The organism is Sphingomonas pruni NBRC 15498, assembly GCF_001598455.1.
GTDB lineage: Bacteria > Pseudomonadota > Alphaproteobacteria > Sphingomonadales > Sphingomonadaceae > Sphingomonas > Sphingomonas pruni.
Genome location: NZ_BCYZ01000006.1, coordinates 94927 through 114867, shown reverse-complemented (window position 1 = coordinate 114867; position 19941 = coordinate 94927). Strand labels below are relative to the sequence as shown.

Below are 19941 nucleotides of genomic sequence, written 5' to 3'. Positions count from 1 at the left end.
TCGTTTGCAGATAGGCGCCGCGCTCGTCCACTATCAAGCTAACCCGCGCTTTCATCGACGCAAAAATTGGCGCGAAAAGGGCGTTGTCCGGCGGCGCCGAGTCCTCTAGGATCGATGCCGATCCAGTAAACGGTCCCATTTGGGCCCGAGCAAGCTCACCCAAACCAGAACCCTTTACCAGCAGGGGCTATTGCCGGAAATGGCTTCATGACCTCTTCACCGTTGGCTCCGCTCGGCGGCAACGCGCCGTCGATGCTGTTCGCGGGCGAATTGATTTCCTATTCGACTGGTGCCGGTTTGGTTCAGGGCTTCCGCTCTTTGGGATGGGATGTAGCCGAAGTATCCATTCATGATGCATCGATCACAGGCGAGGATCGGTTGTTACGTGCCGCAGGACGGCTGATGTCACCGTTTGCGGTTCGCGCCTATAATCGCGCGATTCTCAAGCGGGCGAAACTCCTGCAGCCCGATGTCATGCTGACCGTAAAAGGTCTGAATATACTGCCCGAAACTTTGTATGCGCTCCGCCAACAGGGGACTCGCGTCGTAAATTTCTACCCCGACTATAAGTTCGAGCACACTGGTTTCAATGAGCGGTGGCTAGCCCACTACGACCTCGTTGGTACCACTAAATCCTTTCAGGTCGATTATCTGGCACGAATGATCGGCGCTGAACGCGTAGCGCTGGTGCATCACGGCTACGTTCCAGATCTGCATCGGCGCCGAACTCCTGCCGGCAAGGAACCGCACTATTTACGGGATGTCACTTATATCGGCAACGCATCACCGAACAAGTTGGCATGGTTGAACCGCGTCGTGAGCGCGTTGCCCAATCTTTCAATGATTGTCGTCGGACGTAACTGGCACAAGATAGCTGCCGGAACGCCTGTCGAACCATTTGTATTCGGCCATTTTCTGGCTGGCGACCAATTTGCACGATTGATCGAGCATAGCCGCATCAATTTGGCTGTGCATCATGGCAGCAGCGGTAGCGCGCAGGGGTGGGAGGATAAGGTTTCGACGCGCACCTTCGAGATCCCCGCCTGCGGCGGTTTTATGTTGCACGTCGACAATGACGATTTGCGGTCGCTGTATGAACCGGAAACGGAAGTCGGAGTGTTCGAGGACGGGGACGACCTAATCGAGAAAATCCGCCATTATCTCGCTAATCCAGAGCAACGCTGCGAGATCGCCAATCGAGGCCACGCGCGAGCGGTGCCAGCTTATTCATTATCGTCGCGCGCTGCCGAACTTGTTGAATTATTCCGTGCGCGTCTTCAGCTGGCGTGACGCTTGGGAGTCTACCTCTTGCATGCTTTCACTTGCCTCGCTGCACCTGTACAATATCGTTGCGGAACGTTTCACCACGGCCCACGCATTGACTGTGCTACGCAGTCCGCTTTTCGATTTTTGGGAGATCGTCTGCGCCCGCTCCATCAGGCCGGTTCAGCCTGGGCTTGGCCGCACTGCGTAAACCGATCGATTGCACCCCGAAGCCTGCAATCAGCTAACGTCAGACCCGCCAGAGCACATCGCCCGCTTCCGCCAATTCGACACACTCGGAAGCGCGTTGCTGACCCACAAGAGATCTTTAGTCGAAGCAGATCAAATATGGCTGTGTGGCATACCCGTCCCGCCCTCCACGGGGGCACTTCCAGCGCAGCGCACCCATTCGCACAACAACTGGCGGGTTGATCATGGTTACGATGACACCGCGTCGATTCGCTGCGTCTGTTCGGCAGCCGCAGGACAAACCAATGCTGATTACCGACCTAGAACCGACCTATCGGGAGATATTCCTTTCCGCGCTGGTGCTCCTCTGGTTTGCCACGGGTATGGCTCAGCTGCCAGGCCTGGAGGACTGGATCAACACGATCGGGCTAATATCGCTTTCGCTTATACTTGGATGGGCCGGATATCGCCAATTGAAGCTAGACATTGCGTCCCTGTGGACGCCGCTGCTTTGGTATAGGGTCGCCACCCTCAGCTATTTTGGAATCGGCTCTCTTGTACCGATCTGGACTAATTACGAAACGAAGGCCCTTATAAAGGCCTTCTACGACTTTTATCCACTTGAGACCGTAAAGCTAAATCTACTGATAACCGTTTTTCATGTCGTATTTCTGCTGACAGTTAAGGGAGTATTTTACGTTATTCGCGATTGGAAAATTTCGGCGGAAAATTCAAATCCGAATGCACTTATTCATCACTCTCGCCTAAGCATGCTTGTTTTTGGATCAACTTGCATGATTATCGGTTCAATAGTAAATTACTTTGTTGTATTTCCACAAATTGTGGGATGGATCAGGCTTCCCTTTTTCAGCACTATATCCAACTTTTCGGCCCTAGCTTGGGTTGGATATTTCATGGTGACCCTATGGGCCCTTCGGAATGGCCGTAGGGAACTTGTCGTCCTCCCGATCATCCTCGCAATAGGCGAATCGGCTATCGGTGTTTTTGCCATGAGTAAGACGGCAATGCTGAATCCGCTGATCATGCTTGGTATTGCTTTTGTTTATCATCGGCAAAGCATCAGCAGAATTTTGCTTTTTTGCGGCATTACCCTCCCGTTGATCCTCTTCCTAGCTCCGATCATAACCTATGCCCGTGAGACCAATAACGCATTATACAGCGGCTCAGCCACTGTTGCGGAAATTCCAAATATCTATGCATCCTATTTCTCGAACGATCGCAGGCAGGACCAATATTCCGAGGTGCAACTAGGATGGGCCCGGCTTAGCTATGTCAACGCGGGTACATTTATCATCAGCCAATATGACCACGGCCTGCCGGGAACCTCATATCGATATTGGTCAATAGTCTGGATTCCGAGAGTTATTTACAATAATAAACCAATTATTACAGACGTCTCGCGCGAACTCTCATACGCGGCGAGCGGCAACTACGACACCTCCTCCAGTGCGGGGCTCGCTGCTGAAGCATATTGGAATGGCGGCTGGATCGCCGTGGGAGGCATCGCCATTTTTGTTGGACTTTTGTTCACTCTGTGTTCGATATATTCCTTCGTTGTCATTCACCGACAAGCATGGCACCTATTCTTTATTGTGTTGATAGGGATGCGCATGGCGCTTCGCGTTGATGGTGCGTTCGTTGCCGATATCTTGGGACCAATCGCGTTAATGGTGCTGGCGCATGTGTCGCTCGAGCTTATCAATCGCTTTTTACCGCAAGGGATGGCGCGCTGGGGCCGCCCTATCCAGCAAAATATTGGGCTCCATTAATGTGCGGGCTAGTCGGCTTTTTCGCTTATTCCGCGCACGCCCCGTCGGTCTGTCGTACGACCTTGGTGGCAATGCGAGACCGTATGATCGCGCGCGGTCCGGACGGCGCGGGCTTATGGATCGCGCCGGACGGCCGTGCGGGTTTCGGCCATAGACGCCTATCGATCATAGATCCTAGTGATGCTGGCGCGCAGCCGATGTCCACATCCAACGGGCGCTACACGATCGCGTACAATGGCGAGATCTACAACTACCGCGAGCTGCGCTCCGAGCTCGCCGACGCCGGCATAGTATTTGTAAGCGATTCCGATACCGAAGTGCTGCTTCATCTTTACGCCCGCCACGGCGCCGAGATGCTGACAAGACTTCGAGGAATGTTCGCGATCGCAATCTGGGACGCTGTCAAGCGATCGACGTTCCTCGCGCGCGATCCTCTCGGCATCAAGCCGCTATACTACGCCAATGTGGGTGGCGCCGTTCGCTTCGCTTCGCAGGTCAAGGCGCTGTTGGCCGACCCAGCGATTCCGCGCACGCCGTCCGCCGCCGGGCTGGCGGGATTCCACCTGATGGGCTCCGTCCCCGAACCCTATACCGCCTGGCATGCGATCCGCGCATTACCTGCCGGTCATTGGGTGGCGATCACTCCTGACGGCGTTCAGGAGCCCCTCGAATATGCGCGCATCGCCTCGGTCTTCGCAGGAGCGGCGAGCCTGACAGTGAGCGACGCGGATGTCCGGACGGCGCTGCGTGACAGCGTGAGGCACCACCTAGTTGCCGATGTCGAGGTCGGCGCGTTCTTGTCCAGCGGGGTCGACTCCGGCGCGTTGATCGGACTGATGCGCGATTGCGGTCAGCACACTATCCGCGCGTGCACGCTAGCCTTTGCGGAGTTCGCGGGCGCTTCTCAGGATGAAACTCCCGGTGCGATCGAACTGGCGCAGAATTATGGCGTCGACCATCATATTCGCACGGTCACGGCCGCCGAGTTCGCCGACGATATGGACGCGATCTTCGACGCAATGGACCAGCCGAGCATCGATGGTATCAATACTTGGTTCGTCAGCAAGGCGTGCCGCGAAATGGGGTTGAAGGTCGCATTGTCGGGATTGGGCGGCGACGAACTGCTGGCCGGCTATTCAACCTTCCATTCGGTACCGCGGACGCTGCGCTACGGCGGACCGCTCAGCCGAATCCCGGGCGCTGCTTCGACGGCGCGCATGCTGATCCGCACGCTCGCGCCACGTTTCGCTCGCAAGAATCCGAAGGCCCTCGGCGTGCTGGACTATGCCGGCACCTGGGCGGGTGCCTATTTTCTGCGGCGTGCAGTGCTCCTGCCGTTCGAACTGGAAGGTGCGATGGATCCTAGCCTCGCGCGCGCAGGTCTCGAGGAATTGGCTTCCCTCCGGCCGGTGGCGAGCAGCATTGAGCCTGACCCTGGATCGGACAATGGCCGAGTGTGCACGTTAGAATTGAGCAACTACATGCGGAACCAATTGCTACGTGATTCGGATTGGGCCGGCATGGCCCATTCGATCGAGATTCGCGTGCCGCTGGTCGACTTCTCCTTGCTACAGGCGCTCGCGCCCCGCATCGCGTCGCTCAAGCCGGGCGAGGGCAAGAAGCTGCTGGCAAACGCACCGACGGTCCCCGTCCCTGCAGCTATCGTCGATCGCAGGAAAACGGGATTTGGCATTCCGATCGGCGGCTGGTTGCGCGGCGGTGCCGAGCATCTCGAGGACCGCCGCACGTCGCGCCGTTGGGCGCAGGTCGTACACGCGCGCTACGATCAGTCGACTACCGGACATTCCACGCGCTAAGCGGTGGCGCGGGCGTGGATGAACGGCTAGGCCGTGCCTGTGAAAATCCTCGCGCTTTGCCATTATTATCCGCCCGAGGTGAACGCGCCCGCATCGCGCCTGTCTGAACATGCACGTATCTGGCGTGAGGCCGGTCACGACGTAACCGTCGTGACCTGTGCACCCAACCATCCGGCGGGACATCTCTATCGAGGCTATCGCAATCGCCTGTGGCAAGAAGAGACAATTGACGGTGTCCGCGTTATTCGGCTGTGGACTTTCTTGGCGGCGAACGAGGGCTTTCTGCCGCGCAGCGCCAATTATCTTTCCTACCTGTTCTCCTTGCTGTTTTGGATATGGCGCTTGCCGCGCGCCGACGTGGTGATGTCGACCAGCCCTCAATTCTTCTGCGGGATCGCCGGTTGGTTCCTCCAAAGGCGCCAGCGGCCGTGGGTGCTCGAGATACGCGACCTCTGGCCCGAAAGCATCATCACCGTGGGCGCGATGAAGCGGGGGGCGACGATCCGCGCGTTGGAGCAGATCGAGGCGTTCGCCTACCGCAAGGCGGATCTCGTAGTTTCGGTGACCGAGGGTTTCGTGCCCCATATCCGGGCGCGCCGTCCCGAAGGACCGATCGCTGTGATCAAGAATGGGGTCGACCTGTCGCATTTCACCAGAGACCCGGTCGCCGCCGACGCTTTCCGAGCGCAACACGGCCTGACCGGCAAGTTTGTCGCATCCTATGTCGGCACACACGGCATGGCGCACGGGCTCGAGGTCGCCATCGCCGCTGCGGAGCGCGTCCGCGAGCGGACCGATATCGCTTTCCTGATGGTCGGAGGCGGTGCCGAGCGCGAGAGAATCAAGACGCTGCGCGACGCCAAGGACCTGACCAACATTGTCATGCTCGATCAACTGCCTAAACCCGCGATGCCCGCAGTCTGGGGGGCAAGCGATGTCGCGCTGGTCATTCTCAAGCGCGTCGAAACGTTCAAGACAGTGATCCCGTCCAAGATGTTCGAAGCGATGGCGCTCGGCGTGCCGATGATCCTGGGCGTCGAGGGCGAAGCCAAGACGCTGATGGAAGACGGCGGCGCGGGCATCGCGATCACGCCGGAGGACGATGCCGAACTTGCCGCGGCAATCCTGCGCCTCGCCGACGACCGCGCGCTCGGTCGCCAGATCGGCGCTTCGGCCCAGGCGTTCGTCCGCGAGCAGTTCGATCGCGAGAAGCTGGCGCGCGCCTATCTCGCAGAATTCGAGGCGCTTCGCCGATGAAGCTGGCGCGCAGTCTCGCTTTTGCCCGCCACGTCCCGCCGCGCCAGATCGCCGCGCGCTTCTGGCTCGAGGCGAAGCGCCGCTGGTCGCTGCGCGCGCCCCCGCGCCTCGAAGCGCTCGCTTATCCGGCCGCCGCGCCGCCGCAGCCGATCTTCCCGCCGCGCACCGGGATGATCGAGCGCCTTCCCACCGGTTGGCGCTTCACCTTTGTCGGCCGCTCGGTCGAAACCGGCGAGGCGATCGACTGGCAGGCCGATCCCGATCAATTGTGGTGCATGAACCTCCATTACATGGAGTATTTGGAGGAAGTCGACCGCGACACCGGTATCGCGCTGATCCGCCAGTGGATCGCCGCCAACCCGCCTTGGCGCCGCGGTTACTGGCGCGACAGCTGGAACAGCTACGCCTTGTCGCTGCGCGTGGTGATGTGGATGCAGCGGCTCACCGCCTGGGGCGTGGACTTGGCCGATCCAGACAGTCGCCGCATCGTCTCCAGCCTGGCAGCACAACTCGATTTCCTGCTGCGCAACCTGGAGCTCGATCTCGGCGGCAATCACCTGATCAAGAATATCAAGGCGCTGGCCTGGGGCGGTGCATTCTTCACCGGTCCGTTTGGCCAGAAGCTGCGCGACCGCGCTATCCGACTGCTCGCACGCGAGATCCCGCGCCAGATCCTGCCCGATGGGATGCATTATGAGCGATCGTCCTCCTATCACGCCCAGGTCTTCGCCGATCTAATCGAAACGCGCGCGGCGCTCGACGATCAGGCGCTCGACCCGGTGCTCGCCCGCATGGCGCAGGTCGTCGCGATGCTGACCCACCCCGATGGCGGCCCGGCGATTTTCAACGATGCCGGGCTTACCATGGCCTATGCTCCCGACGTCTGCCTTACCGCCTTTTCGCGAGCCACCGGCCGGCCAATCCCGCAGCGCGACGGCGCGTTCGGCCTTCGCGACGCCGGCTATTTCGGGCTCCATGCCCCCGGCTTCGCGCTGATCGCCGACATGGGACGGATCGGCCCGGACAGCCTGCCCGCGCATGCCCATGGCGATATCGGCTCGATCGAATTGTCGATCGGCAGCGAGCGGATCGTTGTCGACCAGGGCGTCTACGAATATGTCGCCGGGGAGCGCCGCGAGGCGTCGCGGAGCGCGCATCATCATAATTGCCTGGCGATCGAGGATGCCGAGCCGGCCGACTTTTACGGTGCGTTCCGCTGCGGCCGCCGACCGCGCGTCGGCGTGTCGCAATTCGTCGGCGGCGATGGCGGCATGCTGCTCCAGGGTCATCATAACGGCTATCGTCGCCTCAAGGGGAAGCCGGTCGTCGTCCGCCGGCTGGAAGCGAATGCCGAAGGAATCGTTCTCCACGACCGGATCGACGGATCGCATTGGCACGAGGCAACGTCCCGCCTGCTGCTCCACCCCGATTGCCGCATCGAGCTTCACGGCGATCTTGCGATTGTGCATCGCGGCGAAGTGTCTATCGCCGTCAAAGGTTCCGCGCCGCTCCATGTCGAACCCGCTGTGTGGTGGCCCGACATGGGCGTAGAAGTGGCGACGCGGCGGCTGTGCTTGACACTCCCGCCGGGTTGCTTTGAAGCCACGCTGGAATTCGGCGCCGCAACACCGCTTGAATCGGGGATTTCGTGAAACAGGTCGAACAGAATTATCGCAGCGGCGTGCTCCGCCTGATCGACGCGCCGGTGCCGCGCGCCGGGGGCGGGCGCAACCTGGTTGCGACGCGCGTGTCCCTGATCAGCGCGGGTACCGAGAAGCAGATCATCGACCTCGCGCGGTCGAGCCTCGCCGGCAAGGCGATGGCGCGCCCCGATCTCGTCCGGAAGACGCTGCAGAAGGTCCGCAACGAGGGCTTGCTGCCGACCGTGCAGAAGGTTTTCGCCAAGCTCGATACGCCGATCCCGCTCGGCTATTCGCTGGCCGGCACGGTTGTCGAGGCCGGCAGCGACGCGGGTGGCTATATGGTCGGTGACCGCATCGCCTGTGCGGGCGCCGCCGTCGCAAACCACGCCGAATACAATGCTGTCCCGAAGAACCTGTCGGTGCGTATCCCGGCCGGCGTCGACGACGAAGCGGCGAGCTTCGTCACGATCGGCGCGATCGCGCTGCAGGGCGTTCGCGTCGCCAACCCGACACTTGGCGAGCGTGTCGTCGTCATGGGGCTGGGTCTGATCGGCCAGCTCACGGTGCAATTGCTCAAGGCCAATGGCTGCCGCGTGTTGGGGTTCGATCCCAATCCGGCGCGTGCCAAGCTCGCGCTGGAGATGGGCGCCGATGTCGCGGTCAGCGACGCGCTGGACGACGCCGTGCGCGGCTTCACCGACGGCTATGGCGCCGACGCGGTGATCGTCACGGCGTCGAGCAAATCCTCCGCCCCGCCCAACCAGGCCGCAGAGATCAGCCGGATGAAGGGCCGCGTCGTGATGGTCGGGCTGACCGGCATGGAGATCGACCGCGAGCCTTATTACAAGCGCGAGCTCGATCTCAGGCTGTCGATGTCCTACGGCCCGGGCCGCCACGATCCCGCCTATGAGCTGGAAGGCCATGACTACCCGCTCGCTTATGTCCGCTGGACCGAGCAGCGTAACATGCAGGCGTTCCTCGAACTGGTCGCCGAAGGCCGGGTCACGCCGTCCAAGCTCGTCACCCATCGCTTCCCGATCGAGCAGGCCGAGGCCGCCTACAAATTGATGGACTGCGACGAACCCTATCTCGCCATCCTGCTGACCTATGCCGACACGCCAACCCCGATCGAACGCTCGATCCCGGTAGCCGGCAAGAAGGCGTCGATCGCCACCGGCCCCGGCACAGGCTTCATCGGCTTCGGCAATTACGCCAAGTCGGTGCTGCTCCCCGCGCTCAAAAAGGCGGGCAACGAGCGGCTGACGACCGTCGTCACCTCGACCGGCCTGTCGGCGCATGACGCCGCCGAGCGCCAGGGGTTCGCGCGCGCGGCGACCGATCCCCAGGCAGTGCTGGGCGACGCCGACACCGATTGCGTATTCATCGCGACGCGGCACGACAGCCACGCTCGGTTGACAGTCGAAGCGCTCAAGGCCGGCAAGCACGTCTTCGTCGAGAAGCCGCTCGCGCTGACTATCGACCAACTCGCCGAGGTCCAGGCCGCGGCGAGCGCCGCGCGCGGCGTGCTCACGGTCGGCTTCAACCGCCGGTTCGCGCCGATGATGGTCGAGGCCAAGATGGCGCTCGCCAATCGCGGTGGACCGATCGCGATGCATTACCGCATCAACGCCGGACACGTGCCGGGCGACAGCTGGCTGCACGGCAGCGAAGGCGGCGGCCGCATCGCTGGCGAGGCTTGCCATTTCGTCGACGCGCTCACGTTCCTGGCCGGCGGGCCGCCGGTCGCGATCGAGTCATTCAGCCCTGACGGCGTCGGCGACACGGTCTCTGCGGTACTCCGTTTCGCCGATGGCTCGACGGGCACGATCCTCTATTCCTCTCTCGGCGACTCCTCGCTGCCCAAGGAATATCTCGAGGTGTTCGCCAGCGGCCTCGTCATCCGCCTCGACGATTTCCGCAAGCTGCACATCACGCGCGGCGGCAAGACCACGACTAAGTCGGCCTCGGCGCAGGACAAGGGTCAGGCCGGGCTGGTCAAGGCGTTCTACGCCGCGGCGCGCGATGGCGCTCCGCCTCCGATCCCGCTCGAGGAACTGATCGCGGTCAGCGCCGCGACGCTGGACATCGCAGGCGCGGGCTGACCCTGTGGCCGACATCACTGCGATCGTCCTCGCTTATAATGAGACGCTCCATATCGGTCGCTGCGTCGAACGCCTAAAGAGTTGGTGCGCGAAGGTCGTTGTGGTCGACAGTTACTCGGCCGACGACACCGTGGCGATCGCGCTGGCAGCGGGAGCCGAGGTCTATCATCGCCGCTTCGTCAACCAGGCCGAGCAGTTTCAATGGGCGCTCGACGCCATCCCAATCACCACTGGTTGGGTTATTCGCGTCGACGCTGATGAATATTTCGAGCCGGCACTGATCTCCGAGATCGAGGAGCGCCTGCCAACGCTCAACGCCGAAACGACCGGAGTCATATTCAAACGTAAGATGATCTTTCGAGGCCGATGGATTCGCTGGGGAACCTACTATCCAGTTTACCTGCTCCGACTGTTTCGCACTGGTGCTGCCCGGATGGAGCAGCGCTGGATGGATGAGCATCTCCAGCTTTTACACGGCCAGGCAGCGCACTTCACGCGCGGCGATTTCGTGGACGAAAACCTGCAGACGATCGGCGCCTGGACCGACAAGCACAATCGCTACGCGACGCGCCATATGATCGACTTCGTCGGGCGCCAAATCGGCCTCATCCCGACCGAGCCAATGCCCGCCAATCGTAGAGCGCGCGTCAAGCGCTGGCTCCGCGAAGAGGTTTTCGGCAAAGCTCCGCTCTATCTGCGGTCCTGGCTCTACTTCCTATATCGCTACTTTCTGCGACTTGGCGTTCTCGACGGGCGGCAAGGATTGGTCTGGCATTCTCTCCATGGGTTCTGGTTTTTCATGTTAATCGACGCAAAAATCGACGAGGCTCGGCGCCAGATCGCCGAACATGGTGAGGGATCGCTGCCTCAATGGCTGGCGGATCGCTATGGCTTCACCGAGCTTTTGCCCGGACCGAATCAGTGAAGCCTCGCATCTTGGTGTTGATCGGTGCCTTCTGGCCCGGTCACGAATCGGCCGGCCCAAACCTGAGTGTAAGGGCCATGTGCGAGACACTCGCTGATAGCTTCGACTTCCTTCTCGTCGCGCGCGACCGGCCAGTCGGCGCTGCTGAGCCACTAGTACCGAGCGACGGCTGGCGGGACCTTGGCTGGGCAAACATACACTATTTGCCCGTTAGCCGGCGCGGCGCGACAGGACTCGCTCAATTGCTTCGCGAGACGCCCCACGACGTAGTGTTCACCAATAGTTTCTTCGACAGGGAATTTACCATTCCGCTTCTTGTGGGGCGGCGTTGCCGCAAGATACCACAAACGCCGATAATACTTTCTCCGCGTGGCGAATTCTCATCTGGGGCGCTGGGATTGAAGAAAGCTCGTAAAACCCTTTATCACGCCGTGGTGAAAGTGTTCGGGTTAGCGCGCGACATAGTCTTCCATGTCACCAGCGACAGTGAGAAGGCCGACACGCGCAAACTCTTTCCGAAAAACCGGATTGAGCAAATCACCAATGTTCGCCCCCTCTTCCCGCTGCCCCCTTATGAGCCCGGGAACCTATTCCGTCTTGCTTTTCTCGGCCGCATCTCACCGGTCAAGGGTCTCGACGTAGCGCTGGAAGCCTTGGCGCTCGTCAAAAAGCGTGTCCACCTCACCATCTATGGTCCGATTAGTGATGCGGCCTATTGGACGCGTTGCCAAGAATTGATCTCCGCCCTACCCTCCAACGTCACCGCGCACCGCGAAGGCGAACTTAGGAATGAAACGGTTCCCGCCGCAATGGCGGCGCAGGAAGTGATGTTCATGCCATCACGCTCGGAGAATTTCGGTCATGCGATCTTCGAAGCGTTGTGCGCCGGCACCCCGGTCCTCATTGGAGATCGCACTCCGTGGCAGGATCTCGAGGCAGCCAATGCGGGGTTCGACATTCCGCTCCCGAATCCAACCGCACTCGCTGCGGCAATCGAACGGCTCGCCGCGATGGCGCCGACTGAATACTCCGCTTGGCGTGCTGGCGCACGGGCAATGGCCGAACATTTCGTCGCGACCTCCACAGCGCGCGCCGACATGGCCGAACTTTTCCATAGCTTGACCATCAGGAGCGCTTCACCCGGGGGCAGCAGCTAATGACGAGACTCGCCATCATGCTACAGCGCGCATCTAGAATTCGATTACTAGGCATCGAGAGCGGTGCAATACATTCCTACTCGACGTCGGGACTGGTCATGAAGCGATGATTGCACGATTGGGTGCGCCTTCAGGCGCGTTCCGCGTTGGCCTCGATGTTGTAACGCAATTCCTATCGGTCATGACCAGTTTCATTGACCGCCTCTTCCTCACCGGACTGGCTCTGCGTGTGCTGGGAGTCGCCGGGTTCGAATATTGGTCTGTTGCGATGTCGCTATCGGCGCTGCTGTCAGTGCTCGATTTCGGCTGCTTGATGAACTTCTCCAACATGGTGGTGCACGCCCGCGAACGTGACAATCTGGCATTATCAGTCCGGCTTTATCAGCGGGCAAACACCATTTTTCTAATCATCGGCAGTGTTGCCGCTCTAGGCGGAATGATCATAGCGATCTCCCCATCACTGCAGAATTTCGTCGGCTTAAATGCTCGCCAATTCGATACGGAAGCGCCCCTGGTGCTTGGCCTTTTAGTTATCGCGACAGGAGTTAAACTGGTCTTCGCAAACGCGATGTCGGTCTACCGCGCTAACTTGCGTTTTGCCCGTGGAAGCACGATCAATGCTTTCGTCGATCTACTGCGGATTCTCGGGACAATCCTCGGGTTGCTGATCGGCCGCAACCTCGTCGGTGCTGCGGCTGGCCATACGTTTGGTACATGCTTAGGTCTATTTCTTATGATGGCGGACATCACCCGAACGATGCCACACTACCGCTATCGCTTCCGGTCCCCCCTCTCCGAAGACATGCGAGGCGCGCTTCGTACGTCCCTCGCGTTCGCTGCCCCCTACATCCCCATAACTATTTTAAATCAGGGACCAATCCTATTACTCAACAGCCATACCGCCGCGGGCTCTAGCGTGCTCGCCATCTTTGTGCTCTTGCGGACGCTGAGCAACGTCATTCGGACCATCATCATTAAGGTCACGAACGTGCTCGGCATGGAAGCCGCACGCCTCGCGATTCGCGGCGAGGAAGGTGTGGCGGAGCGCCTACTCGACCTGATAGGATGGCAGATTGCTGCGACTGCGGCCTGCATAGCTGGTGCGCTGCTCGCCGGAGGAGAAATTTTCGTCCGGCTTTGGACCGGTAAATCGGGTTTGTTCGACCCTCTCATCCTAGCCATCATGCTCGCCCCCTTGGTGTTAGCGCCCACCTATCTGATCGCAGCGTCGTTCCTGCAGTACCGCAATACGCCCCGAATATGGACTACCGGGATGTTCGCCCAGTTGCCCGCGGCCGCTTTAATTTATGTTCTGCTGACTGGGCAGAGCGAACTGCTACGGATTAGCGCTGCCGCCTTCTTGGGCGAATTGGTAGGTCTCGCCCTACCAATGGCATTAGCAATTGGCGGACAACTACGCGTCATGACAATTTTGCGCGAAACCCTACGCACATTAGCCGCCGGTGCACTCGCGGCCGGGGCGTTTCTGGTCACGCGCTGGCTTATCAATTGGTTGGGCGGTGGAGGAGACGCATTGCTGATTGCATCACTAATCTTAGCGCTGCCTTATCTGGCGATCGCGGCGCTCCCGCTCCTTCCGATCCGCAACTTACTCAAGGAGCGCAGGGCATGATATTGCCTAAGGTATCAGTTCTCTTCCTGACCTACAATCGTGCTCACACGCTAGTCGCGACCTACGAATCATTTCTCGCACGAATAAATTATCCCCGCGACCGATTGGAATTGATCCTCTGTGATGACGCAAGCCACGAATTCCACCAAGCGATCATTCGCGGGCTCAGTTTTGATGTGAGCCTCTGCGCGACGCGGAACCAAGGATTGGGAGCTAACACCAACAAGGGTGTCCGAGCCGCGTCCGGCGACTTCATCCTGCAGTTACAGGATGACTGGCTCTTCGTTGGAGAACCAGATTTCCTTAGAGATGTGATCCGCACATTGCAATGTCATCCAGACATTGGAATGATAGCTTTTCGCGAGCGCAGCAACCTTGCGGTAGCGGAAACGCGCGAAGTAGATGGATCTCAATTTGATATACTGATTCCAGATCTCAACGACAATGGCGAGATCGAGAGCGTTGCTCGCGGTGTTTATACCGATACGCCCCACGTCAAGCGACGGAACTTCCACGATATCGTTGGTTATTATGCCGAGGGCATTCCGATGACCAAGATGGAGCTAGCCATGAACCGTGCAGTGTCGACGCGCGCTGATATGGTCGTTGCGGTAAAGCGGGGACCCGAAACCTTTAGACACATTGGTGAAGCTTATTCGTTTAATCCTGGCGCCAAGCGTGAGCAGTTGATTCAGCGGATCGGAGCGATTCCGGGCGGCCACGTCGTTTTAACGCTAGCCCGGAGTGCAAGAAACCTCTTTAGGCGTTGACGGTGACGTCCTCCCTATTTTTTCATCCATGTTGAGTGAGAGTTTTCCGGCCCTTTTGAGGGTCCCCCGGTTTTTCATCCAGGCATGATGCGAGCTTCCGGCCTGCATCCGCCGGGATTAATCCCGGCGGATGCAGCATATTCGGCTGGCGTCAGCCAGCCAAGAGCCGTGTGAGGACGGCTCTCATTATAGTCTCGCCGCCAGGCCTCGATCTTGGCCCGGGCGTCGGCTAGCGACAGGAACCAGTGGGCGTTCAAGCACTCGTCACGCAGGCGACCATTGAACGACTCCACAAAGGCATTGTCGGTCGGCTTACCGGGCCGCGAGAAGTCGAGCGTGACGCCGTTTTCGTATGCCCAGCGGTCGAGCACCTTCGAGATAAACTCGGGACCGTTGTCGACGCGGATGGTCTTGGGTGCGCCACGCACCGATGCGATCCGCACCATAGTCTCGACCACCTGCTCACCCTTGATACCCTGGTCGACGTCGATCGCCAGCGCCTCTCGTGTGAACGCGTCAACCACCGTCAGCGCCCGCAGCCGGCGACCGTCGAACAGCGCATCCGAGACAAAGTCCATCGACCACATCTCGTTCGGCCCCGCGGCCGCCGGTTGACGCTCACGCTGCGCAGCGCTGACGTTGCGACGAGGGCGCCTGAGCCGCAGGCTCAAGCCATCTTCCCGATAAAGCCGGTAAACCCGTTTATGGTTCACCAACCACCCCTCCCGGCGCAACAGGATGTAGATGCGGAAGTAACCGTACCGCATCCGCGCAGCCGCCAGATCGCGGATACGCAGACGCAACGGCGCCTGATCCGACTTGTGCGACACGTATCGCACCGACGAGCGGTCAACACCCAGCGCAAGGCAACTGCGCCTCTCGCTGACACCCTGGGACGCCTGGACGTGCGCGACGATCTCGCGCCGACGCCCAGGCGTCAGAGCTTTTTTGCCAGAACATCCTGGAGGATGTGCTTGTCGAGACTCAGGTCGGCGACCAGCTGCTTGAGCTTGCGGTTCTCGTCCTCGAGCTGCTTCACCCGGCGCAGCTCGCCCACGCCCAGCCCGCCATATACCTTCTTCCACCGGTAGAAGGTCTGTTCCGACACCCCCATCCGGCGGATCACCTCGGCGACCGGTGTTCCCGCCTCCGCTTGCTTCAGCGCGAACGCAATCTGCTCTTCTGAATAACGCGACTTCTTCATATCCCAGCTCCTTGCTCAGAAACGTCAAAGGGCCGGAAAACTCTCACTCAACATGGATGAAAAAATAGGGAGGACGTCAAACTGCAGCGCGCCGTACGTCGACTTCTACTTTTAGAAGGTCGACGAACCACCCTACGGCATAGGTGTGCCGCCGCCGTCCCGGGCTTTTAGTTCTCGCGATAATCTGCCTTTAGCTGAACATGCTTCAATTTATTCCGTACGCCCGCTTTTGGACTATACTCGATCGGTCACATCTCTGTGGGGAGCAAACCAATATTGTTCCTGCCAGCAGATAATCGCAGATCTGGCCGATCATAATGAGCGCTTCTAAACTCGGTGCCGAGGCACTTGATTCTGCGCTATCTCAGTGCCAGCTACGCTGAGAAGCAGGCCAAGATTGGCTAGCCACGCGTCCGCAAAAACCAAGCGCAACTCACCCCGACCAACGGACGTGGCATCATTTAAAGGATTTTTTTCAGCCGCGCTCGTAGCGGCTCGTCAGCTAAGCGATCGACCGCGTAAGCTGTCAGAACAGACGCCAACAGGAAAGCGACACCAATTAGCCAACCGGCCGCCACCGTCCGCAACCCGGCTACTTTTACGCAGGCAGCAGCGAAAAGCACAAACGGCAAGTTGAACGCGTATAGGGGGTAAGAGACCTTGCCCATGAATCGTGCCGAACTCTCCAAAATTCCGACAGGTTCGATCTTCACAGCTAGCCACGCGACTGGCGGCAGCAGTAATAAGGTCGCAGCAAGATCGAAATGAACAGCAGTGAGCGCAGGTGCCCAAAATATCACTGCCAATACCAAAGCGCCAGCTAGAAATGGAGCATTGGCATTGAGGGGCTTTCCCCTAGTAGATCGCGAGATGAAGACCCCGACAAAAAATCCGTAGGTTGCCCGAGAGAGCGCGAGTGCCGCATATTCGGTGTGAAAACCCTGTACAAAGCTCTTCGACGACGGCGTTAGAATAATCATCGCTAAATAGGAAAGAGCTATAATCGCGATCAGCCGCCATCCCCACAATAGTCGGAACGTAGTCACAAATAAAACGTTGACAATTAGCTCAAATAGAAGTGACCAAAACGGTTGATTTATCGGATAAAATTCCCCCATCCAAAACTGCGGAACGAGCAGGGTAGTCAGCAGCCCTGACCAGAGTAATGATCCATAATTACGAAACGGCGTCGCACCGCTATGCGCGGCAAAAATAAGACTATGAACGACAATTGCCGCGAGGGTGGCCATTACGATAACAGGGTAAAGCCGCAGTGCGCGAAGCTTGATAAATTCCCAAGGACTTAAGCGGCCATCCATTAGTCGAGCATCGTAACTATGAGCCAAGACGGCTCCGCTTAGGATGAAGAAAAAATCCACCGCCAAATATGAATGCCAAGGCGCGCAATTGCCGAAGAAAACTACCGAATGGCCTGCCGCAACGGCTAAGGCGGCTATACCTCGATATCCTTCGATCGCGGCGAACCTGCGCCTGCCGATTTCTGACGCCATGTTCACCTTACCCGGGTTATCAGCGCGGGACATCTGCGTCTAGAGAGTTGGTCTCGGGCATACTTCACGCGATAGCGGAACGAGGCGCTATGCGCGAGGTACTCTGCAGGAGGGTCAGGCAACCGGAGCGGTCTGTCGACCGATCACAGTCAAAGAGAGCCTGACGGCCCTAGCTTCCCGGCACGGCATGAACCAAAGGCTTTCCCCGAATGGACGAAGGGCAGCTCGACGACCGTCGCAACAGGTTAGCAGGACTCACGACCGGCCTCGCTGCCGATCAAGATACAAGGGGTAGTGGTCGCCTTTTCGACGCCACGTGTCGCAGCCTTTGGACGAATGCCCGTAGCGCTCCAGGCCTGGATCCCGAACGCTGCCAATAGGACCAACACGCCCAACTCCTGCAGCACCTCGACAAGTTCACCGCCGCCTACACCTTCGGCCGCGGACTCAAAGCATTCGGGGGGCTCATGCCATGCCGACCCAATGTAGAATATGGCAGAAAGAACCCAGACGCCTTACCTCAGACCCGATCTACCATTTACCGGGACCACACATCTCACATTCGACCGGGCCGGCGTTGCATTGCGGCTGATAGTCAGAAAGCTCAGTAATAGGTTGTATCACCTGAACCGACTATGATCACGCAGCCTGCGAAAGGGCTTGGGCTACCAATAGCTTTGGCAATTCCTCGCCCGCCACGCTCGGCCGCCAGCCAATTAGCTTGGCGGCGCGCGAGGGATTCGCGCGTTGTTGGGCGATATCGGCTGGTCGGTGCAGCCCGGCTACGCACTGCACATGGTCGCGCCAGTTGAGTCCGATCGCCGCGAATGCGGCGGCCACGAAATCCTCTAGCCGCATGCTCGTGCCCGTCGCCAAGATCAGGTCCTCCGGCGTGCCGCGCTGGAGCATCGCCCACATCGCCGCAACGAAGTCGGGCGCCCATCCCCAGTCGCGCACTACGCCGAGGTCGCCTAATTCGAGTGGCGCACGGTCGCCCGCGGCGAAGCGACGGATCGCCGCCATCAACTTTCCAATGACGAAGCTGTCGGGCCGCAGCGGCGATTCGTGGGGAAAGAGGAAAGCGGAGCAGACTCGCTGCCCATAGGCCACCCGATTGGCCTCGATCAGCAGGTGTGCGCTACACTTGGCCGCGGCATAGGGGCTGCGCGGTGCGAAGCGCGTCGTTTCGGTCGCAGCCGTCGCGGTCTCGCCGAAACAGTCGCCCGATGCGGCGTTGAGCAAAGCGGCGGCGGGTGCCTTATGCCGCGCCGCCTCGAGAACGTTGAGCAGGCCCAGCGCAGCGCCCGCGAAGGTCGCTTCTGGCTCGGCGAACGAACGTCCGACAGAGCTCTGGCTCGCCAGGTAATAGATCTCATCGGGCGCAGCCGCAGCGATCGCTTCGCCCACCCGCGGCGCATCCGTCGGATCGACGGCATGAAGCGCGATATCCTCTGCAATGCCGAGACGCCGCAGGTTGACGGGAACTCCCGTGGCGCGGCTGGTACCGTGGACGCGATAGCCCTTTTCGAGCAGCAGCCGCGCCAGATAGGCGCCGTCTTGACCGCCAATGCCCCAGATGATCGCCACGGGCCTGCTCATGCCCCGGCCATCAGCTTACCGGTCATCGCTGTCAATCGCTCGGCGAACGCCGGAAACGCGAAATGGTCGAGGCCGGTAGGTATCGCGCGCGGGCAGTCGAAGGCGGCTATTACCGCGTCGATCACGGCCTCGTCATTCTGCGGATCGACGATGGCGCCGAGCAGGCCCTCGCGCATGGCCTCGCGCGTGCCGTCGCGAGTACTGCCGATCGACGGAATGCCGCAGGCCATAGCTTCGAGCAGGACGAACCCGAATCCCTCACCCCGGCTCGGCATCGCATAGACGTCGGCCAGGCGATAATGGTCAGCCTTCTCTTCCTCGCGCACCATGCCCGTGAAGATGACATGATCGATGAGACCGAGATCTCTTACCCTCTGCTCCAGGCGTCCGCGATCTTCGCCGTCGCCAGCGATCACGTAGCTGGCGTCCGGCCGCCGCGCCACGATGGCGGGCATCGTCTCGATTATACGGTCAAAGCCTTTATAGCGCTCGCTTCCGGCCAAACGCCCGAACGTCATGATGACTTTCCGCCCTGCAAGACCGTAACGCTTTTCTAAAGCACTACTCTTAGGTCCGACGGCGAATTCGTCGAGATGGATCGCATTCGGCATCAGGGTCGTCGCCGCATCGGGATAGGGCGCCCACGAGCGGAAGCGGTCTAGCGTCACCTGGCTGATCGACATCACATGATCGGCGGAGCTCGCCAGCCGCCGCGACCAGATGCGCCGGCTCGGCTCCCAGGCGTCAATCCCGTAAATGGCGAGAACCAGCGGCTTGCGGAGAAGGCTCGCGACGACGCGCGCCAGCGGCAGCAGGTTGAGATGGGCACAATAGACGAGGTCATACCGCCCGCTGCGCATCGCGCGCATTGCTGCGTAGATATAGGCCCTGAACCCACCGAGCCCCGAAAGATCAAAATCGAGCTTGTCTGGCAAATCGCTGACCAGCGGCAATTTAGCGATACGCGGCAGCGCCACGATTTCCCCGATCGTCGGGTCGAGGCACATAGCCTCGATCACGTCACGGTTATATTGCGCGATGCCCCCATGCCCGCCCCAGGCATCGGTCAGCAACATTAACA

14 protein-coding genes are annotated in these 19941 nt (G+C 59.9%); 10 read left to right on the top strand and 4 right to left on the bottom strand.

Translation table 11 applies throughout. The features are described 5' to 3' along the window. Positions 1-207 precede the first annotated feature (207 nt). The 10 genes from SPR01S_RS02925 to SPR01S_RS02880 all read left to right on the top strand — a co-directional run bounded on the left by SPR01S_RS02925 (position 208) and on the right by SPR01S_RS02880 (position 14546). Positions 208-1290 (top strand): CgeB family protein, encoded by a 1083-nt coding sequence (locus SPR01S_RS02925; RefSeq protein ID WP_084250890.1) that lies wholly within the window; start codon positions 208-210, stop codon positions 1288-1290. A gap of 467 nt (positions 1291-1757) precedes the next feature. Then, positions 1758-3242 (top strand): hypothetical protein, encoded by a 1485-nt coding sequence (locus tag SPR01S_RS02920; protein WP_066584659.1) that lies wholly within the window; start codon positions 1758-1760, stop codon positions 3240-3242. Beyond that, positions 3242-5059 (top strand): asparagine synthase (glutamine-hydrolyzing), encoded by a 1818-nt coding sequence (asnB, locus tag SPR01S_RS02915; RefSeq protein WP_084250889.1) that lies wholly within the window; start codon positions 3242-3244, stop codon positions 5057-5059. The genes SPR01S_RS02920 and asnB overlap by 1 nt, the downstream gene beginning before the upstream one ends. Before the next feature lie 33 nt (positions 5060-5092). Continuing rightward, positions 5093-6316, top strand: a complete 1224-nt coding sequence (locus SPR01S_RS02910) for a glycosyltransferase family 4 protein (protein ID WP_218016692.1) — start codon at positions 5093-5095, stop codon at positions 6314-6316. Continuing rightward, positions 6313-7968, top strand: a complete 1656-nt coding sequence (locus SPR01S_RS02905; RefSeq protein WP_066584656.1) for a heparinase II/III family protein — start codon at positions 6313-6315, stop codon at positions 7966-7968. Before SPR01S_RS02910 ends, SPR01S_RS02905 begins: the two co-directional genes overlap by 4 nt. After that, positions 7965-10061, top strand: coding sequence for a bi-domain-containing oxidoreductase (locus tag SPR01S_RS02900; RefSeq protein ID WP_066584654.1), 2097 nt, complete (start codon positions 7965-7967; stop codon positions 10059-10061). The genes SPR01S_RS02905 and SPR01S_RS02900 overlap by 4 nt, the downstream gene beginning before the upstream one ends. A 4-nt stretch (positions 10062-10065) precedes the next feature. Beyond that, entirely contained in the window at positions 10066-10986 is a 921-nt protein-coding gene (locus SPR01S_RS02895; protein ID WP_066584648.1) for a glycosyltransferase family 2 protein, read from the top strand. After that, complete coding sequence (locus SPR01S_RS21120) at positions 10983-12143, top strand: glycosyltransferase family 4 protein (RefSeq protein WP_169803359.1); 1161 nt, start codon at positions 10983-10985, stop codon at positions 12141-12143. The genes SPR01S_RS02895 and SPR01S_RS21120 overlap by 4 nt, the downstream gene beginning before the upstream one ends. A 181-nt stretch (positions 12144-12324) precedes the next feature. Beyond that, on the top strand, positions 12325-13776 hold the full coding sequence (locus SPR01S_RS02885; RefSeq protein ID WP_066584642.1) for a hypothetical protein: 1452 nt from the start codon (positions 12325-12327) through the stop codon (positions 13774-13776). After that, positions 13773-14546 carry a glycosyltransferase family 2 protein gene (locus SPR01S_RS02880; RefSeq protein WP_084250887.1) on the top strand — a complete coding sequence of 258 codons (774 nt, stop codon included), beginning with the start codon at positions 13773-13775 and terminating at the stop codon, positions 14544-14546. The genes SPR01S_RS02885 and SPR01S_RS02880 overlap by 4 nt, the downstream gene beginning before the upstream one ends. Before the next feature lie 74 nt (positions 14547-14620). Here the strand turns inward: SPR01S_RS02880 and SPR01S_RS02875 are convergent. From SPR01S_RS02875 to SPR01S_RS02855, 4 genes are all read right to left on the bottom strand, one after another. Beyond that, positions 14621-15750, bottom strand: a protein-coding gene (locus SPR01S_RS02875; protein WP_157081894.1) for an IS3 family transposase whose coding sequence is annotated in 2 segments (ribosomal slippage) — positions 14621-15498 and positions 15498-15750 — 1131 coding nt in all. Because the reading frame shifts where the segments join, the coding sequence is not laid out codon by codon here. Between the two features lie 461 nt (positions 15751-16211). Beyond that, positions 16212-17261 (bottom strand): acyltransferase family protein, encoded by a 1050-nt coding sequence (locus SPR01S_RS21115; protein WP_169803358.1) that lies wholly within the window; start codon positions 17259-17261, stop codon positions 16212-16214. Between the two features lie 639 nt (positions 17262-17900). Then, positions 17901-18860, bottom strand: coding sequence for a GDP-mannose 4,6-dehydratase (locus SPR01S_RS02860; protein WP_066584630.1), 960 nt, complete (start codon positions 18858-18860; stop codon positions 17901-17903). Next, positions 18857-19936: a glycosyltransferase family 4 protein gene (locus SPR01S_RS02855; protein ID WP_066584625.1), complete on the bottom strand. Its 1080-nt coding sequence runs from the start codon at positions 19934-19936 to the stop codon at positions 18857-18859. Before SPR01S_RS02855 ends, SPR01S_RS02860 begins: the two co-directional genes overlap by 4 nt. Between the last annotated feature and the right edge of the window lie 5 nt (positions 19937-19941).

Excerpts from the sequence above, each read along its gene's own strand:
- SPR01S_RS02885 (WP_066584642.1), top strand. The coding sequence starts at position 12,325 with ATGACCAGTTTCATTGACCGCCTCTTCCTCACCGGACTGGCTCTGCGT.
- SPR01S_RS02880 (WP_084250887.1), top strand. The coding sequence starts at position 13,773 with ATGATATTGCCTAAGGTATCAGTTCTCTTCCTGACCTACAATCGTGCT.
- SPR01S_RS02905 (WP_066584656.1), top strand. The coding sequence starts at position 6,313 with ATGAAGCTGGCGCGCAGTCTCGCTTTTGCCCGCCACGTCCCGCCGCGC.
- SPR01S_RS02925 (WP_084250890.1), top strand. The coding sequence starts at position 208 with ATGACCTCTTCACCGTTGGCTCCGCTCGGCGGCAACGCGCCGTCGATG.
- asnB (WP_084250889.1), top strand. The coding sequence starts at position 3,242 with ATGTGCGGGCTAGTCGGCTTTTTCGCTTATTCCGCGCACGCCCCGTCG.
- SPR01S_RS02855 (WP_066584625.1), bottom strand. The coding sequence starts at position 19,936 with ATGTTGCTGACCGATGCCTGGGGCGGGCATGGGGGCATCGCGCAATAT.
- SPR01S_RS02860 (WP_066584630.1), bottom strand. The coding sequence starts at position 18,860 with ATGAGCAGGCCCGTGGCGATCATCTGGGGCATTGGCGGTCAAGACGGC.
- SPR01S_RS02920 (WP_066584659.1), top strand. The coding sequence starts at position 1,758 with ATGCTGATTACCGACCTAGAACCGACCTATCGGGAGATATTCCTTTCC.
- SPR01S_RS21115 (WP_169803358.1), bottom strand. The coding sequence starts at position 17,261 with ATGGCGTCAGAAATCGGCAGGCGCAGGTTCGCCGCGATCGAAGGATAT.